Here is a 16,806-nt window from a genome sequence, read left to right on the forward strand (position 1 = left end):
GCCGACTGAACACATGACCGCCGCATTCCTCCCCTCTTCCTCCATCCTCGAGACCATCGCGATGATCCAGCGCTACCGGCTGGACATCCGCACCGTCACCATGGGTATCAACCTCTTGCCCTGTGTCCGCGCGACCTCTGCCGCCACCTGTACCGCGGTCTACGACATGGTCACCACCAGAGCCCGGAACCTCGTCTCCGTCGCCCGGGGTATCGAGCGTGAGCTCGGGATCCCCATCGCCAACAAGCGGGTCTCAGTCACCCCGGTCGCCATCGTCGCGTCTGCGGTGCCGGGGTGCGACCCGGTGGACATCGCCCGCGCCCTTGACCGTGCCGCCGCAGAGATCGGTGTCGATTTCATCGGTGGCTACTCCGCTCTCGTGGAAAAGGGCGGCACCGAGGGCGACAAGCGCCTGATCCGCTCCATTCCCGAAGCTCTCAGCGAGACCGACGTGGTGTGCTCCTCGGTGAACATCGGCTCCTCGCGCGCCGGCATCAACATGAATGCTGTCCGCGAGATGGGCGGCATCGTGCGGGGATGTGCCGAGGCCACCGCCGACCGTGGCTCGATCGCCGCGGCCAAACTCGTGGTCTTCTGCAACGCTGTCGGAGACAACCCGTTCATGGCCGGCGCCTTCCACGGCGTCGAGGAACCCGACTGCGTCATCAATGTCGGTGTCTCCGGTCCCGGTGTGGTCGACCGTGCGGTCGCGGCCATGGGTGAGGACGCGACCCTCAACGAGATCGCCGAGGAGATCAAGAAGGCGGCCTTCAAGATCACCCGCACCGGACAGCTCGTCGGAACGATGGCCGCCGACCGTCTGGGCGTCCCCTTCGGAATCGTCGACCTGTCCCTGGCCCCCACGGCGGAGATGGGTGACTCCGTCGCCCATATCCTCGAGCACATGGGACTGGACCAGGTCGGTACCCACGGCACCACCGCGGCGCTGGCGCTGCTCAATGACGCGGTGAAGAAGGGCGGCATGATGGCATGTTCCCGGGTCGGTGGGCTGTCCGGTTCCTTCATTCCGGTCAGCGAGGACGCCGGGATGATCGAGGCGGTACGCGCCGGAAACCTCACCGTCGACAAACTTGAGGCCATGACCGCTATCTGCTCGGTGGGACTGGACATGATCGCGGTACCCGGCGAAACTACGGCCGCCGCCATCGCCGGCATGATCGCTGATGAGGCTGCCATCGGCATGATGAACCACAAGACCACCGCAGTCCGTGTCATCCCGGCGATCGGCTGCGGTGTCGGCGACGACGTCGACTTCGGAGGTCTTCTCGGCCACGCGCCGGTGATGCCGGTCCACACCGTACCCAACGGCGCCTTCATCGACCGCGGCGGCTTCATTCCTGCTCCCGTCCACGGATTCCGGAACTGATATGCCGGTTCTCTTCGAGCATGCCCGTGCCACGGGCCCAGGTCGACGATCCCGGCGGACTCCTGCGTCACGGCGCAGACTCCGGACGTTTCGACCGTCCCTGCCCGACCGGGCCCGATGATTCGGCGGTGACCGAGGCCCTCTGCGCCACCGGTCAGGTTCCGATCGCCGGGGTCTATGGCCTGGGCTTGTCTCTTTCGCAGTTGTCCCTGGCCGGTGTGGCTGGAGTACTCGCTGTGCTGGCACTGATCTGTCTGGTAGTGGGTGCTCCCGTGGTTGCCCTGGTCTTCGTCGTCTTCGCTGTCTTCCTCGGCGGTCTGACCGCTTTCTCGGCCGGTCGCCGCCGTGAAGGGCTCCGTGCCCTGGACGCGGCGTGGGAGCACGGATGGATCCGGTTCGCTCCGGCGAGGGTCGGCGCTGCCTGGCTCGATCATGAGGTCCGGCACGGACCGGCGATGGGGCCGCAGGGTGACCGGGGTCGCAACCAGGATGTACGGCACTGGTACCGGGCGAGCGTCGAGGTCTTCCCCACTGACGGGAGCGACCCGTTCACCGTCACCTCCTCACAGTTCCAGGTGCTCGCCGACCGGGACGGGAAGCCACGTGGTCTCCGCACGTCCCCGGGCCCGCTCGATGTCACCGAGCCGGAGTACTCCAACGGGTGGACGCTGGTCCGCTATATTGCCGGAGCCCCTGAAGAATCCGCCACCGTGACCACAGGACTCACCGAGACACAGATCCTCGCCGCCCTGGAGGCTGCCGGGATCCGGTGACGCGCTAACTGCTCACGCGCGTCTCCCGGAGCTCCGCGAGGTCCCGTGCACCACAGAGTGCCATGGTGAGTTCCAGCTCGGCGAGGACGTTCTGTATGACCTCCTCTGCTCCACGTTGACCGGCCACAGCCAGGCCGTACATCCACGGCCGACCGAGCAGGACGGCGTCAGCCCCGAGAGCCAGTGCCACGGCGACGTCGCGGCCGGTACGGATACCGGAATCCAGCAGCAGGGTCGGACCGTCGCCGAGGTGGCGACGGATCTCGACCAGTGCATCAAGGGAGGAGACGGAACCGTCGACCTGACGCCCACCGTGGTTGGATACCACCACGGCATCCGCACCGACGGCAAAGGCCCGTTCGGCGTCGTCCGGATCGAGGATGCCCTTGAATACCACCGGCAGTGAGGTCCGGTCCTTGAGTGTGGCCAGCATGTCCCAGTCGAGACCGGGGTTGGAATAGGTGCCGAGGAAGGTCTCGACGGATGCCCTGGGCTCCGGCGACAGCAGGTTGCGCAGCGTCCTGCCCGGGTGATGGCGGGCGATCGACAGCAGGGACGCCACCGCCGCCGGCGTGACCCGGACGTCCTCTGACGGGCCTTGTCCGGAGCTGTCACGGATTCTGGTACGCACCATGTCCATGAAACGGGAGTCGGAGGTGTACTGGGAGATGCCCTGCCCACGGGAGAAGGGCAGCGACCCCAGATTAAGGTCCCGGGGACGCCAGCCCAGCACGGTGGTGTCCAGGGTGACCACCAGCGCACCTGCTCCGGAGGCCTCCGCCCGTCGGATGAGACTGTCCACGAGATCCTCGTCGGTGGACCAGTAGAGCTGGAACCAGTGTCCGGCCGGCGTGGCTGCTGTTGCGGTCTCCTCCAGCGGTGAGCAGCCCTGGTTGCTGATGACCATCGGAACACCCGTTGCCGCTGCGGCACGGGCGGTAAGGAGATCGGCGTCCTTGTGGACGAGCGTTGAGGCACCGATGGGTGCCAACAGCACCGGTGATGCGTAGTCCTGACCGAACAGTGACAGTGCCAGGTCACGTTCCTCGCCACCGTGAGCCATCCGGGGCACGAGTCTGTGCCTGTCGAAGGCCTCCCGATTGGCGTCCATGGTGCGTTCCTCCCCTGCACCGCCGGCGACGTACGCCCACGCTTTCCGGGACATGCGCCGTCGTGCGGCACGCTCCAGCCCTGCCGCGTCGGTGGGAACCGACGGTCGGAGCCCGGACACCCCGGCCCGGTAGATACGGTCCTGGCGGGCGCGACCGGCACCGGCCACAGCGGACGCCAAGGACAGGAACGTGGACTGTGTGTCACTGCGGGAAACCATTGTCCGACAGTAACCCCTGCCGACCCTCCCCGGGGCCGGAACGCGCGCTACGCCAGCTCGACGATCTCCATGTAGGCCTCGGACCAGAGGTCCTCGTCGCCGTCGGGCAGGACGATGACGCGTTCCGGCTCCAGGGCCTTGACGGCACCCGGGTCGTGGGTGACCAGGACGACGGCGCCGGTGTAGGTACGCAGCGCGTCGAGGACCTGCTCGCGGGACTGCGGGTCAAGGTTGTTGGTGGGCTCGTCGAGCAGCAGTACGTTGGCCCGGGAGCTGACCAGGGTGGCCAGGGCCAGTCGGGTCTGCTCACCACCGGACAGCGTGCCGGCGGGCTGATTGAGCTGCTCACCGGAGAACATGAACGCGCCCAGCAGGCCGCGGAGGTCCTGTTCATCAGCGTCCGGGCAGGCACTGATCGTGTTCTCCCAGACGGTGGCGTCCGGGTCGATGGTGTCGTGCTCCTGGGCGAAGTAACCGATCTTCAGGCCGTGGCCCGAGACGATACCGCCTTCGCCGTCGGTGCGTTCCACCCCGGCCAGCAGTTTGAGCAACGTGGTCTTACCTGCACCGTTGAAGCCGAGGACGACCACGCGGGAGCCCTTGTCGATCGCCAGGTCGACACCGGCGAACACCTCGAGGGAGCCGTACATCTTGGTCAGTCCCTTGGCGAACATCGGGGTCTTGCCGCAGGGGGCGGGCTCCGGGAACTTGATCGTCGCGAAGTGGTCCTCCTGGCGGACCTCATCGAGGTTGTCGATCATCTTGTCCGCGCGGGCCAGCATCTGCTTGGCGGCGGCGGCCTTGGTCGCCTTCGCACCCAGCTTCGCGGCCTGCTTACGCAGGGCGTCCGCCTTCTTCTCGGCATTGGCCTTTTCGCGGCGGCGACGTGCTTCGTCGGTGGCACGGGCGTCGAGGTACTTCTTCCATGTCATGTTGTAGACATCGGCCTCACCGCGCACGGCGTCAAGGAACCAGACCTTGTTGACCACGTCATTGAGCAGATCGACATCGTGCGAGATCATGACCAGGCCACCCTCGTGCTTCTGCAGGAAGCCACGCAGCCAGTTGATGGAGTCCGCGTCGAGGTGGTTGGTCGGCTCGTCGAGCAGCAGCGTCGTCTGCGACCGGCCGGAACCCGAGGTCGCGGCGAAGAGGATCTGGGCGAGCTCCACACGTCGGCGCTGACCACCTGAGAGGGTCTTCAGCTGCTGGTCGAGGACGCGCTGCGGCAGACCGAGACCGTCACAGATACGGGCGGCCTCTGAATCTGCCTCATAGCCGCCGAGCGCGCTGTAGCGCTCCTCGAGACGGCTGTACCTGCTGATGGCCGCGTCCCGCTGGGCATCCGTGCCGGACTCCATGAGCTCCTGCTGCCGGTCCATGGAAGAACGGAGCTGGTCGAGCCCGCGTGCGGAGAGGATGCGGTCCTGGGCGGTCTGCTCGATGTCTCCTTCCTTGGAGTCCTGCGGCAGGTAGCCGATGTCACCGGAGGTGATGACCTTGCCGCCGTAGGGCTCGGTTTCCCCGGAGAGGATTCGCATGGAGGTTGTCTTGCCGGCACCGTTGCGGCCGACGAGCCCGATCCGGTCCCCCGGCTGGACGCGGAGCAGCTGGCCGGGGGCGTTGAGGAGGGTGCGGGCCCCCACCCGCACTTCAAGATCCTGGGTAACAATCACGACGGTCCAGCATATCACGCAGATGCTCAGGATCCGTACCGTGGTCTGGTGTGGCTGGACACACGGTCGTGGGGGTGGGCACCGCGCTCTCCGCCTCCCCCACTAGGAGAGAGAGACCGCGACGGGGCGACCCGTGGGCGACCCACCCCACACTTCCATGGTCCCGGAGTCCCGCATTCCACCCAACCTCCGAGGCGTCCTTTCCGGACACCGAGTGGCGTTCCTTGTGGACACGAATGAATATATATGACAGCAGGATCATTCGCTAGGGCAAAGCTAATTTCCTGCCGTACGGCCGTTACGTCGGGGGTGGTCAGTATCTGCCCCCGACGGTGGGGCCGGCACCATGAATTTCGTTCACCCTGGTCAGGAATGCCTTGGCTGAGAAATCCCTGCTGTCGGGATTCCCTGGTCACGGGGGTAGGATGACCGCATGCATATCGCTGTCCTGGGCCTGGGCCCCGCCGGTTCCGTCCTCGCCCACCGCGCAGTGGCCAGGGGATGGACAGTCGACGGCTACGACCCGGCCTGCCGGGGAACCGACGGATCCCCCACTCTTCCTGAGTGGCGCAGCACCTACGGACTCCCTGTGGCCGCGCTGCCGGACTGGGCCCTCACCCTCATTCCCTTCCATTCCGTTTCCTCCGCTCTCAGTGCCCACACACCCGACCGCCGGAGTCTCGACTACGGCGGCTACGGAATGATCGACCGCACCCTTCTGCGGAAGCGACTCTCCCCCGGCATCCGGCTGCACCGTCGACGGGTGGACGCCCCGACCGCCCGGACGCTCGGAGTGGACGCCGTCGTCGACTGCCGCGGCGTGGTCGACCGGCCGGCATCGGTGCGCCAGATCGCCTACGGACTCTTCCTTCCCGCAGGAGTCGCACAGGCGGCAGGTGTCACCGCAGCGGAGTTCATGGACTGGCGCCCTTCACCCCGGGCTGCAGCGCAGGCAGCGAGCAGCCATACAGAGACCAGCCATACAGACAGCAGCACCGACACAACGCGTGCTGAACCGAGCTTCCTCTACATCCAGGACGTCGGCGACCGCGTACTGGTCGAGGAGACGGTACTGGCGACCAGGACGGCGTCCCGGGAGATGCTCCCGGAACTGAGGTTGCGGCTGCTGTCCCGGCTCGGTGAAGTCGCCGACCACGCCACCGGCACCGAGACAGTCCACTTCCCGATGGACCGTCGACGTCGACCCTGGTACCTGGGGCCGGACGCGGACGGTGTCGCGACCTTCGGCGCCGCCGGCGGACTCACCCACCCGGCCACCGGGTACTCCGTGGCCGCCGCCGTCGCCGTCGCGGACACGGTACTCGACCAGCTCGTCGACCACGTTGCCGGGAGCCCTCCCCCGTGTCGTCAGCGACTCTCCGCCGCACTGGCCTGGCGACTCCGGCTGCTCGGCGGTGAACTGATCATCCGCGCCGACGCGTCGGTCCTCCCCGGGTTCTTCGACGCCTTCTTCCGCCTGCCCGCCGACCTGCAGCGCGGATACCTCGAAGGGCAGGACGCCCTGCCGGTCGCCGCCGCGATGATCTCGCTGGCACGCTTCCCGCGGACAGTCCTGCCTTTCCTCCGCCCACTGCCGCAGGCGCTGTACTACACGCTGAAACCCAGGTAGCGGAGCTGCTCCCGACCCTCCTCATTGATCATGTGGGGGCCCCACGGCGGAGACCAGACCCAGTTGATCCGCAGTTCGGAGATCTGGTCGATATTGCCTACCACCGCCGCCTGCGACTGGTCCTCGAGCATGTCCGTCAGCGGGCACGCAGGGGAGGTCAGGGTCATGTTGATCACCGCGACGGAGTCTCCCTCGCCCTCGACCCAGATGTCGTAGACCAGACCCAGGTCGACGACGTTGATGCCGAGCTCGGGGTCGATCACGTCGAGCATGTACTCCTCGATCTGACCGGCGAGCTGCACCTGCTCCGGCGTCTGGTCCTTCGGGGGCTCCGGCACGTCGTTGAGCGGATTGGGGTCCATCTGCGGGGCGGTCGGCTCAGCGGTGGTGTTCTCGTCACTCACAGCGGCTGTCCTTTCGGTTCGGTCGGTACGGGGTTCAGTGGGCAGGGCTCGGGACGCCCGCGTCGAGGGTGGCGGCCTCGAAGGCCTTCCATCCCAGCAGGGCGCACTTCACGCGGGCCGGGTAGCGGGAGACCCCGGCGAAGGCGATGCCGTCACCGATGAGGTCCTCGTCGCCCTCCTCCTCACCGCGGCTGGTCACCATCTTCTCGAACTCGGCGAGCTTGGCGAAGGCCTGCTCGACCGGTATCCCGATGATCTCCTCGGCCATGACCGAGGTGGAGGCCTGGCTGATCGAGCAGCCCTGGGCGTCGTAGGAGACGTCCTCGACTGTTTTCTGGTCGTCACTGAGGTGGACGCGCAGGGTCACCTCGTCACCGCAAGAGGTGTTCACATGGTGCACCTCAGCCTCGAAAGGCTCGCGGAGTCCCGCGTGCTGCGGGTTCTTGTAGTGGTCCAGGATGACTTCCTGGTACATCTGCTCGAGTTTCACGGTCAGTGTCTCTCTTTCTCCACCGGGCTCACCGGTGACTTACCGGGTGCCGAAGAAGTCCTGGGCGTGACGGACGCCGGCAACCAGCGCATCCACCTCGTCGCGCGTGTTGTAGATGTAGAAGCTCGCCCGGGCTGTGGCCTGGACCCCGAGGCAGCGGTGCACCGGCCACGCGCAGTGATGTCCGACCCGGATGCAGATCCCCTGGTCGTCGAGGACCTGACCGAGATCGTGCGGGTGGATGCCGTCGACGACGAAGCTCACCGCGGCGCCACGGTGCTCGGCTGTGGCCGGTCCGATGATCCGCACGCCCCCGATCTCCTGCAGCTTGTCCAGGGCATAGGCGGTGAGGTCGTGCTCGTGGGCGGCGACGGCGTCCATCCCGAGGTTCTCGAGATACTTCACGGCCGCGCCCAGCCCGACGACCTGGGAGGTCATCTGGGTACCGGCCTCGAACCGCTGCGGGACCTCGGCGAACGTGGTCTTCTCCATGGTCACCAGCTCGATCATCGAGCCACCGGTGAGGAACGGCGGCAACGCGTCCAGCAGGGACGCCTTACCGTAGAGGACGCCGACACCGTTCGGGCCGAGCATCTTGTGTCCGGAGAACGCCGCGAAGTCCACGTCGAGGGAGCGGAAGTCGACCGGCATGTGCGGGACCGACTGGCAGGCGTCGAGGACGAACAGCGCACCCACGGCGTGGGCACGGCGGACCGCCTCGTCAACATCCAGCTGGGCGCCGGTGACGTTCGACTGGTGGGACAGGGCGACGATCTTGGTCTTCTCCGACAGTTCCAGGCTGTCGAGGTCGATCCGGCCGTCCTCCGTGGCGGTGTACCAGCGCAGGGTCGCACCGGTACGCAACGCCAGCTCCTGCCAGGGCACGAGGTTGGCGTGGTGCTCGACCTCGGAGATGACGATCTCGTCGCCCTCCCCGACCGCCAGATCACCGCTGCGCGGGTCGCCCAGGATGAAGGCGACCTCGTTGAGCGCCTCGGTGGCGTTCTTGGTGAAGGCGATCTCGTGGCCGCGGGCACCGACAAAGCGGGCGATGGCGTCGCGGGCGTCCTCGTAGGCGTCGGTCGCCTCCTCGGCGATCTGGTAGGCGCCACGGTGCACCGGGGCGTTGTAGTCCGTCAGAAAGGTCCGCTCGGCATCGAGGACCTGCAGCGGCCGTTGGGAGGTCGCCCCGGAGTCCAGGTACACGAGTGGACGACCGTCACGGACAGTCCGCGACAGGATCGGGAAATCCGCGCGAACTGCGGTGGTGTCCAGTGTCGTGATCATTCAGTCGGTCCCTCTTAAACCTTGTGGGTGTACTTCTCGTAACCGTTGGCCTCGAGCTCCTCGGCGAGCTCCGGGCCACCGGACTCCACGATCCGGCCCTTCGCGAAGACGTGCACGAAGTCGGGCTTAACGTAGTTGAGGATGCGCTGGTAGTGGGTGATCAGCAGCAGACCACCGTTCTCACGCTCCTTGTAGTTGTTGATGCCCTGGGAGACGATGCGCAGCGCATCGACGTCCAGACCGGAGTCGGTCTCGTCGAGGACGGCGAACTTCGGCTTGAGCAGACCGAGCTGGAGGATCTCGTGACGCTTCTTCTCGCCGCCGGAGAAACCCTCGTTGACGGAGCGCTCGGAGAAGCTCGGGTCGATCTCCAGCTCATCCATGGCGGTGCGTGCTTCCTTGACCCAGGCGCGCAGCTTCGGGGCTTCGCCGCGCACGGCGGTAGCCGCGGAGCGGAGGAAGTTGGCCATGGAGACACCGGGCACCTCGACCGGGTACTGCATGGCGAGGAAGAGGCCGGCGCGGGCGCGCTCGGCGACGTCCATGTCCAGGAGGTTCTCACCGTCGAGGAGGACCTCGCCCTCGGTGATCTCGTACTTGGGGTGGCCGGCGATGGCGTAGGACAGGGTGGACTTGCCGGAGCCGTTCGGGCCCATGATGGCGTGGGTCTCACCGGAGTTAATGGTGAGGTTCACACCGTGGAGGATCTTCTTGGCCTCCTCGCCCTCCTCCTGGGGGACGACCTGGGCGTGGATGTTCTTGATTTCGAGGGTGCTCATCGTAATGACGCTGCTTTCTTCTGCGTGTGGGGCTGCGGGACGGGACGGTGTGTCACAGGACGGTGTTGGCGAGCTCCTGCTCGACAACGTCCTCGAGGCTGTTACGGACCTGTTCGACGGGCACCCGTCGGATGACGTCCGAGAAGAAGCCGCGGATGATGAGGCGTCGGGCCACCTCGTCGGGGATGCCGCGGGACATGAGGTAGAACATGTGCTCGTCGTCGAAGCGACCGACGGTGGCGGCGTGACCGGCGCCGACGATCTCGCCGGTCTGGATCTCCAGGTTCGGGATGGCGTCCGCGCGTGCTCCACCGGTGAGGACGAGGTTCTTGTTCGTCTCGTAGGTGTCGGTGCCCGTGGCGTCCGAACGGATAAGGCAGTCACCGATCCACACGGTGCGTGCCTCGGTACCGTGGCGACCTTCCTCACCCTGCAGCGCTCCCTTGTAGAGGACGTTGGAGCGGCAGTTCGGCTGGCTGTGGTCGACGAGCAGACGCTGCTCGAAGTACTGGCCGGCGTCGGCGAAGTAGACACCGAGCATCTCGGCGTCGCCGCCCGGGCCGGCGTAGCGCACGTGCGGCAGGGCACGGACCACGTCGCCGCCGAAGATGGCGGAGGTGTGGCGGATGGTGGCGTCGCGTCCGACGAGGACGTGGGAGTTGGACAGGTGCACGGTGGTGCGTCCCCAGTCCTCCCAGACGACGACGGTGAGCTGTGAACCGTCACCTAGCACGAACTCGAGGTTATCGGAGTGGACGCCGTCGCCCTCGTAGCGGATGACGACGACAGCCTCGGCGAAGTTGCCCAGGTCCACGACGGTGGTGCCGTAGGTGGTGACGTCGTCACCGGCACCGGTGATCACGATGTTGACCGGCTCGGCGAGGACGGAATCCTTGTCGATGCTGATGTAGTCGGCGACCTCGCAGTTGACCCACGCCTCGGCGGCGGGGCGGTCGACGGGGAGGCCGGCGCGACCGACGCGCTCGTCGTCCATGGGCAGCTCGGTGTAGGTCACACCGGTCTGGTCGGCGGTGTCCACGGAGATCTGCTGGCGGGCAGCGGGGGCACCGTCGTTCTTCTGCAGACCGCGCAGGCGGCGCAGCGGGGTGAAGCGCCAGTCCTCGTCCTTGCCGTACGGGACAGGGAAGTCCTCCGGGTTCGTGGACTGGAACCGGTCGCCCTTGGTGGGGGTCCGGTTCGCCGGAGTGACGGTTGACTGGGTAGTCGGGGTGGTCATGGGTCTAACCCACCGATCCTTCCATCTGCAGTTCGATCAGGCGGTTGAGTTCCAGCGCGTACTCCATCGGCAGCTCCTTGGCCACCGGTTCGACGAAGCCGCGGACGATCATCGCCATGGCCTCGTCCTCTTCCAGACCACGGCTCATCAGGTAGAAGAGCTGGTCCTCGGAGACCTGGGAGACGGTCGCCTCGTGTCCCAGGGTGACGTGGTCGTTGCGGATGTCGTTGTAGGGGTAGGTGTCCGACCGGGAGATCGAGTCCACCAGCAGGGCGTCACACTCCACACTCGAGGTGGAGTGGTGGGCGTCCTTGTTGACCTGGACAAGGCCACGGTAGGCGGCGCGGCCACCGTTGCGGGCCACCGACTTCGAGACGATGTTGCTCGAGGTGTACGGCGCCATGTGGACCATCTTGCCGCCGGTGTCCTGGGTCTGGCCCTCGCCGGCGAAGCCGATGGAGAGCACGGTGCCCTTGGCGTGCGGACCGGTCATCCAGACCGCCGGGTACTTCATGGTGATCTTGGAACCGATGTTGCCGTCGACCCACTCCATGGTCGCGCCCTCTTCGGCGCGACAGCGCTGGGTCACCAGGTTGTAGACGTTGGTGGACCAGTTCTGGATGGTCGTGTAGCGGCAGCGGCCGCCCTTCTTCACGATGATCTCGACGATCGCGGAGTGCAGCGAGTCCGACTGGTAGATCGGCGCGGTACAGCCCTCGACGTAGTGCACGAAGGCGCCTTCGTCGACGATGATCAGGGTGCGCTCGAACTGACCCATGTTCTCGGTGTTGATGCGGAAGTAGGCCTGCAGCGGGATCTCCACGTGGACGCCCTTGGGGACGTAGACGAAGGAGCCGCCGGACCACACGGCGGTGTTCAGCGCGGCGAACTTGTTGTCACCGGCCGGGATGACGGTGCCGAAGTGCTCCTTGAACAGGTCAGGGTGCTCACGCAGCGCGGTGTCGGTGTCGAGGAAGATGACGCCCTGGGCCTCCAGGTCCTCACGGATCTGGTGGTAGACGACCTCGGACTCGTACTGGGCGGCGACGCCGGCGACCAGGCGCTGCTTCTCCGCCTCGGGGATACCGAGCTTGTCGTAGGTGTTCTTGATGTCCTCGGGCAGTTCCTCCCAGGAGGTGGCCTGCTTCTCCGTGGAGCGCACGAAGTACTTGAAGTCGTCGAAGTTGATGTCGTCGAGGTCGGCGCCCCAGGTCGGCATCGGCTTGCGCTCGAAGGTGTCGAGGGCCTTGAGGCGGCGCTCGAGCATCCACTCGGGCTCGTTCTTCTTCGCCGAGATCATGCGGACCACGTCCTCGGACAGGCCGCGCTCGGCCGCTTCACCGGCGAGGTCGGAATCGTGCCAGCCGTACTCGTAGGCACCGATGGAGTCGATGATCGCGTCGTCCTGACGCAGCTTGTCCTGGTCCTTGGCCAGGCGCGCCTCTTCGACGGCGTCCGGCGGTGTCTGTGCTGCTTGAGTCATGTCAGCTCTCCTTCTGGGAGGAAGGGTGGATTGTGATCAGCGGAATGTGGGTGGTGCAGATGCCGTTGCCGTCGGCGATGGTCGCCAGCGGCTGTGTGTGTCGGCCGAGCAGTTCCGCGACTACCCGGTGTTCGGCGGCACACAGTTCGGGGAACTCGTGTGCCACGTCCTGGACGGGACAATGGTGACGGCAGATCTGGACGCCGCCGCCGGCGTGGTCGACGGTGGCCGCGTAACCGCGGGCCGTCAGGGCGCCGGCGATGCTCCGGGCCTGTTCGTCGACGGGATCGTCGGCCTCCGGGTCGACTCCGCTGAAGAGTTCCTCCATGCGTTGGTCGGCGAAGCGTGCGACGGCGGCGTCTCCGCCGGCCTCCCGCAGTGCACGGAGGGCCAGCAGTGCCAGACTGTCGTAATCATGTCCGAACTGTCCCCGACCCGCGTCAGTGAGCCGGAACAGCCGGGCCGGTCGACCGCGTCCACGGGTACCGGCTGCTGTAGAACGGGGCGCCTCCACGGTCTCTGCGAGACCTTCGGCGACGAAGTTGTCGAGGTGACGACGGACACCCGCGGCGCTGAGCCCCAGCGTGTCGCTGATGTCCGTCGCACTGACCGGGCCGTTCCGCAGGATCTGGGTCAGGATGGATCGTCGGGTGTCCCCCTCGCTCATCATGCCCACCTCCTTAGGTGCTGTGCCTGGTCCGGCCCGGAGGGTTTCCGGACCGGTCATGATTAGACAACACGAGTGTGGCGTAATTCCTTCCCGTTGTCTAATAAGGGTAGGCTGAACTGCACTTTTGGAAAGAACGTAGCGCGGGGAATTACGCAACATCCGGGGTGGATCCGGGGCACCGGTAGACTACCGGTGTGCCCCACCCCGACAAACCGGACCGCGGACCGGACCATTCTGACGCCGCAGGGCTGCGCGCCCTGCTCCCGGACATCGGTGCCGCCGGCTCGCGTAGTGCCCTGCTGCACCGGGGTCCTTCCGACGCGCCTGCCACCGGTCAGGACGTCGGACCGGTCCCCTTCACCCGACGCGAGCGCACCCGGTTCCGCACCGCTGCCTTCGCCGGCACGTTCGGGGCGGTACTCGCGGCTCTCGGTGGACTCGGGGCTGGCGCGGTTCCGGTGGTGGACAACAGTCTCTGGTCCCTCCCGGTCGTCAATTTCCTCTCCCTGCTGCTCCACAGCACCACGGTGACCGTCTTCGTCGGCATCGGGTTCCTCGTCCTCGGTTGGCTGATGATGTGGCGGTACTGCATCCCCTCCGTGCGTGCTGACGGGACGCCCTCCCCGATTGCTCCGTTGCGGACGCTCTACCGCATCATCCTCGCCTGGTCACTGCCCTTCGTCGCGACCGCTCCCCTGTTCACCCAGGACATCTACTCCTATCTGGCGCAGGGTTCGATTGCCGCCCAGGGGCTCGACCCCTACTCGGGTGGGCCTGCCGACCTGCTCGGGGTCGATGACCCGCTCGCCCGGTCGGTCCCACTGGTCTGGTCCCATTCCCCCGCCCCCTACGGACCGGTGGCCGTGGGTATCGCGTCCCTGATCTACCGGATCACCGGAGACACCGTCGGTACGGCCGTGGTCCTGCACCGGCTGGTCGCCGTTATGGGCGTCGTCCTGGCCGCCTGGGCGATGGTGCGGCTGGCCAGGCGTTGCGGCATCCGACCCCAGGCGACCCTGTGGCTCGGCGTGCTCAACCCGCTGGTCCCGCTCCACCTCATCGGTGGCCTGCACAATGAGGCCCTGATGATGGGGCTGCTTCTCGCCGGTCTCGAGCTCTCGCTCATGGCGACCGACAAGCTCGCCGCCCTGAGCACCCGGCGCCGGATCGGGCTCGGGACAGCCGGCATCGTGCTGATCAGTTGTGCCGGCATGGTCAAGGTCACCGCCTTTCTCGCGCTGGGCTTCGTCGGGGTGGCCCTGGCCCGCTACCTCGGTGGCAGGCTCCGCGACCTCTTCACCGCCGCCGGCCTGTTCCTCGTCGGATCCGCTGCCGTGGTCCTGGTCTTCTCTCTCGGTACCGGACTCGGCCTCGGATGGATCAGTGTGCAGGGCGGTGCGGCCGACGTCGTGAGCTGGATGTCCGTCACCTCCGACGTCGGCATTCTGTCCGGCTCCGTCGGTGGGAGACTCGGCCTCGGTGACCACACCGACATCGCCCTCGGTGCAGCCCGGGTCGTCGGCCTGTGCATCGGCGCCTTCTGGGTCGTGAGGATGCTCTGGGCAGCCTTCCGTGGCCGGATCCACCCGGTCGGTGGTCTCGGCGTCGCCACGTTCATCCTCGTGGTCTTCTTCCCTGTCGTCCACCCCTGGTACCTGTTGTGGGCTGTCATGCCGCTGGCGGCCTGGGCCGACCGTCCGGGCTTCCGCGTGGCTGTCGCCGCGATCTCCACCGTGCTCAGCTTCTTCGTCCTCCCCCGCGGCCTCAATCTGCCTGCTTCCACGGTCTCGTTGATCTACGTGATGTTTATCATCTTCTTCCTGGTTCTCCTGATCACCGGCACGGTCTTTTACCGTCGTATCCGGGCCGCCGACTACAGTGGAGCGCCGTGAGAAGTGAATCCACTCCGACCGACGGGCCGGTCCTCCAGCTCCGCGGCGTCGTCAAGCGTTTCGGGACGGTGACGGCTGTCGACGGCCTCGACCTGCAGCTCGGACGCGCTGAAGTGCTCGCGCTCCTCGGACCCAACGGTGCCGGCAAGACCACCACGGTCGAGATGTGCGAGGGTTTCATCACCCCGGACGCCGGCACGGTCAGCGTCCTCGGGACCGACCCCACCACCGACGCCGACCGGCTGCGCACCCGGATCGGAATCATGCTCCAGGGCGGTGGCGCCTACCCGGGCGTCCGTGTCGGGGAGATGCTCCGCCTCGCGGCGTCCTACTCCGCAGATCCACTGGACCCTGACTGGCTCCTGGAGACCGTCGGCCTCGCCGGACACGAGAAGTCCAACTACCGGCGGCTCTCCGGCGGCCAGCAGCAACGCCTCTCGCTCGCACTCGCCCTGGTCGGACGCCCCGAGCTGGTCTTCCTCGATGAGCCGACCGCGGGACTGGACGCACAGTCCCGGCTCGCGGTGTGGGACCTCATCGCCGCCCTGCGCCGGGACGGCGTCTCCGTGGTTCTGACCACCCACCTCATGGACGAGGCTGAGGCGCTGGCCGACAAGGTCGTCATTATCGACCACGGGGCGGTCGTCGCCCAGGGGTCTGTCTCCGAGCTCACGAGTACCGCCGACCCGGTGATCTCGGTACGCTGCGCCTCCGGTATCGACCTCGACGCCCTGGCGGACCGGCTGGACGATCCCAGGGTGACCGTCAGTGCGGTCCGCCCGGGCCGCTTCACGGTGACGGCGCCGGTCTCCCCCGAGCTCATCACCGCGCTGACCGACGCCGTCGCGGCGCAGGACGTCCTCATCACTTCGTTGAGCGTGGAGCAGCGCAGCCTCGAGAGCGTCTTCCTCGACATCACCGGACGGGAGATCCGCGCATGAGCCCTACCCGACACGCCTCCGACCGCTTCGCCCCCGGTACCTTCAGCCCCCGGCCGGCCCCCGCACCTGCGTCGGCACTGCTGCGTGCCCAGGCGAAGATCGAGAGCCTGCTCTTCCTCCGGCACGGTGAACAGCAGCTCCTCACCCTGGTCATCCCGATCGGGATGCTCATCGTCTTCAGTCTCCTCCCGGTCACAGACCTCGACGACCCGGTCGACGAGATCTACCCGATGACCCTGGGGATCGCGCTGATGGGTGCCGGATTCACCGGCCAGTCGATCGCCGTCGCCTTCGACCGGCGCTACGGCGCACTCAAACGTATCGGCGCTTCGGGTGTCCCCACCTGGGCCCTGATCGGCGGCAAGATCGCCGCCGTCCTGTCTGCCGTGGTGATCCAGCTTGTCCTGCTCACCACGATCGCTCTGTTCCTCGGCTGGCGTCCGGACCTGGTCGGGCTGTTCCCCGCCGTCGTATTCATCCTGGTCGGCGCGGCCACCTTCACCTCACTGGGGCTGCTGCTCGGTGGGACGCTGGGGTCCGATATGGTCCTGGCGCTCGGCAACACCGTCTGGTTCCTGCTGATGGGCGCGGCCGTCGTGACGGTCCTCGACCCTGATCTTCCGGACGCCGCCACGGACGCCATGGGGCTGCTGCCCTCCGTGGCTCTCACCCACGGACTGGTGGATGCCTCCGCCGGATCCTTCGACGTGCTGTCGCTTATCATCCTGCTGGTATGGGGTGCAGGGGGTACCCTCGCCGCGCTGCGCTGGTTCTCGTTCACGATGGACGGGGACTAGACTCAGGGGTCGTGACGACGACGCCCGAGA

The 16,806-nt window shown here is 66.9% G+C and carries 15 protein-coding genes; 6 read left to right on the plus strand and 9 right to left on the minus strand.

The genetic code is table 11. From position 1 onward, the window contains the following. Positions 1 to 13: 13 nt before the first annotated feature. Both ACZ9GM_RS04825 and ACZ9GM_RS04830 read left to right on the plus strand, forming a co-directional pair. On the plus strand, positions 14 to 1,387 hold the full coding sequence (locus ACZ9GM_RS04825; protein WP_291473818.1) for a PFL family protein: 1,374 nt from the start codon (positions 14 to 16) through the stop codon (positions 1,385 to 1,387). Between the two features lie 20 nt (positions 1,388 to 1,407). Continuing rightward, positions 1,408 to 2,160, plus strand: coding sequence for a hypothetical protein (locus ACZ9GM_RS04830; RefSeq protein WP_476037350.1), 753 nt, complete (start codon positions 1,408 to 1,410; stop codon positions 2,158 to 2,160). Positions 2,161 to 2,164: 4 nt separating this feature from the next. On the opposite strand, the gene ACZ9GM_RS04835 is transcribed toward ACZ9GM_RS04830, so the two are convergent. Continuing rightward, positions 2,165 to 3,490, minus strand: coding sequence for an alpha-hydroxy-acid oxidizing protein (locus tag ACZ9GM_RS04835; RefSeq protein ID WP_476037351.1), 1,326 nt, complete (start codon positions 3,488 to 3,490; stop codon positions 2,165 to 2,167). Positions 3,491 to 3,537: 47 nt separating this feature from the next. Continuing rightward, positions 3,538 to 5,166, minus strand: a complete 1,629-nt coding sequence (locus tag ACZ9GM_RS04840) for an ABC-F family ATP-binding cassette domain-containing protein (RefSeq protein WP_291473821.1) — start codon at positions 5,164 to 5,166, stop codon at positions 3,538 to 3,540. A 433-nt stretch (positions 5,167 to 5,599) separates the two neighbouring features. Here ACZ9GM_RS04840 and ACZ9GM_RS04845 point away from each other — a divergent pair, with 433 nt between their 5' ends. Then, on the plus strand, positions 5,600 to 6,796 hold the full coding sequence (locus ACZ9GM_RS04845) for a lycopene cyclase family protein (RefSeq protein WP_476037352.1): 1,197 nt from the start codon (positions 5,600 to 5,602) through the stop codon (positions 6,794 to 6,796). On the opposite strand, the gene ACZ9GM_RS04850 is transcribed toward ACZ9GM_RS04845, so the two are convergent. Genes ACZ9GM_RS04850 through ACZ9GM_RS04880 form a run of 7 tightly spaced genes read right to left on the minus strand, consistent with a single transcriptional unit; the run spans position 6,775 to position 13,143 of the window. Next, on the minus strand, positions 6,775 to 7,200 hold the full coding sequence (locus ACZ9GM_RS04850; protein WP_014009979.1) for a metal-sulfur cluster assembly factor: 426 nt from the start codon (positions 7,198 to 7,200) through the stop codon (positions 6,775 to 6,777). The two genes, ACZ9GM_RS04845 and ACZ9GM_RS04850, sit on opposite strands and share 22 nt — an antisense overlap. 34 nt (positions 7,201 to 7,234) lie before the next feature. After that, positions 7,235 to 7,690 (minus strand): Fe-S cluster assembly sulfur transfer protein SufU, encoded by a 456-nt coding sequence (gene sufU, locus ACZ9GM_RS04855; protein ID WP_291473823.1) that lies wholly within the window; start codon positions 7,688 to 7,690, stop codon positions 7,235 to 7,237. A gap of 39 nt (positions 7,691 to 7,729) precedes the next feature. Beyond that, a complete protein-coding gene (locus tag ACZ9GM_RS04860) occupies positions 7,730 to 8,977 on the minus strand; it encodes a cysteine desulfurase (RefSeq protein WP_291473824.1) in 1,248 nt (415 codons plus the stop codon). 14 nt (positions 8,978 to 8,991) lie between these two features. Beyond that, positions 8,992 to 9,756: a Fe-S cluster assembly ATPase SufC gene (gene sufC / locus ACZ9GM_RS04865; RefSeq protein ID WP_291473825.1), complete on the minus strand. Its 765-nt coding sequence runs from the start codon at positions 9,754 to 9,756 to the stop codon at positions 8,992 to 8,994. Between the two features lie 52 nt (positions 9,757 to 9,808). Beyond that, a complete protein-coding gene (sufD, locus tag ACZ9GM_RS04870; protein WP_291473826.1) occupies positions 9,809 to 10,993 on the minus strand; it encodes a Fe-S cluster assembly protein SufD in 1,185 nt (394 codons plus the stop codon). Between the two features lie 4 nt (positions 10,994 to 10,997). Next, the gene (sufB, locus tag ACZ9GM_RS04875; RefSeq protein WP_291473827.1) at positions 10,998 to 12,476 is read right to left on the minus strand and encodes a Fe-S cluster assembly protein SufB; all 1,479 of its coding nucleotides are present in this window, start codon (positions 12,474 to 12,476) and stop codon (positions 10,998 to 11,000) included. Position 12,477: 1 nt separating this feature from the next. Beyond that, on the minus strand, positions 12,478 to 13,143 hold the full coding sequence (locus ACZ9GM_RS04880) for a helix-turn-helix transcriptional regulator (RefSeq protein ID WP_476038312.1): 666 nt from the start codon (positions 13,141 to 13,143) through the stop codon (positions 12,478 to 12,480). 197 nt (positions 13,144 to 13,340) lie between these two features. On the opposite strand from ACZ9GM_RS04880, the gene mptB reads away from it, so the two are divergent. Genes mptB through ACZ9GM_RS04895 form a run of 3 tightly spaced genes read left to right on the plus strand, consistent with a single transcriptional unit; the run spans position 13,341 to position 16,776 of the window. Further along, positions 13,341 to 15,038: a polyprenol phosphomannose-dependent alpha 1,6 mannosyltransferase MptB gene (mptB, locus tag ACZ9GM_RS04885; protein ID WP_291473829.1), complete on the plus strand. Its 1,698-nt coding sequence runs from the start codon at positions 13,341 to 13,343 to the stop codon at positions 15,036 to 15,038. Continuing rightward, positions 15,035 to 15,979 carry an ABC transporter ATP-binding protein gene (locus ACZ9GM_RS04890; RefSeq protein ID WP_291473830.1) on the plus strand — a complete coding sequence of 315 codons (945 nt, stop codon included), beginning with the start codon at positions 15,035 to 15,037 and terminating at the stop codon, positions 15,977 to 15,979. The genes mptB and ACZ9GM_RS04890 overlap by 4 nt, the downstream gene beginning before the upstream one ends. Further along, positions 15,976 to 16,776 carry an ABC transporter permease gene (locus ACZ9GM_RS04895; protein ID WP_291473831.1) on the plus strand — a complete coding sequence of 267 codons (801 nt, stop codon included), beginning with the start codon at positions 15,976 to 15,978 and terminating at the stop codon, positions 16,774 to 16,776. Before ACZ9GM_RS04890 ends, ACZ9GM_RS04895 begins: the two co-directional genes overlap by 4 nt. The last annotated feature ends 30 nt before the right edge of the window (positions 16,777 to 16,806 follow it).

It is taken from the genome of Corynebacterium sp. UD i78, from assembly GCF_056280545.1.

Coding starts and splice junctions, on each gene's coding strand:
- ACZ9GM_RS04825 (WP_291473818.1), top strand. CDS start 14: ATGACCGCCGCATTCCTCCCCTCTTCCTCCATCCTCGAGACCATCGCG.
- ACZ9GM_RS04830 (WP_476037350.1), top strand. CDS start 1,408: ATGCCCGTGCCACGGGCCCAGGTCGACGATCCCGGCGGACTCCTGCGT.
- ACZ9GM_RS04835 (WP_476037351.1), bottom strand. CDS start 3,490: ATGGTTTCCCGCAGTGACACACAGTCCACGTTCCTGTCCTTGGCGTCC.
- ACZ9GM_RS04845 (WP_476037352.1), top strand. CDS start 5,600: ATGCATATCGCTGTCCTGGGCCTGGGCCCCGCCGGTTCCGTCCTCGCC.
- ACZ9GM_RS04860 (WP_291473824.1), bottom strand. CDS start 8,977: ATGATCACGACACTGGACACCACCGCAGTTCGCGCGGATTTCCCGATC.
- sufC (WP_291473825.1), bottom strand. CDS start 9,756: ATGAGCACCCTCGAAATCAAGAACATCCACGCCCAGGTCGTCCCCCAG.
- sufD (WP_291473826.1), bottom strand. CDS start 10,993: ATGACCACCCCGACTACCCAGTCAACCGTCACTCCGGCGAACCGGACC.
- sufB (WP_291473827.1), bottom strand. CDS start 12,476: ATGACTCAAGCAGCACAGACACCGCCGGACGCCGTCGAAGAGGCGCGC.
- ACZ9GM_RS04880 (WP_476038312.1), bottom strand. CDS start 13,143: ATGAGCGAGGGGGACACCCGACGATCCATCCTGACCCAGATCCTGCGG.
- ACZ9GM_RS04895 (WP_291473831.1), top strand. CDS start 15,976: ATGAGCCCTACCCGACACGCCTCCGACCGCTTCGCCCCCGGTACCTTC.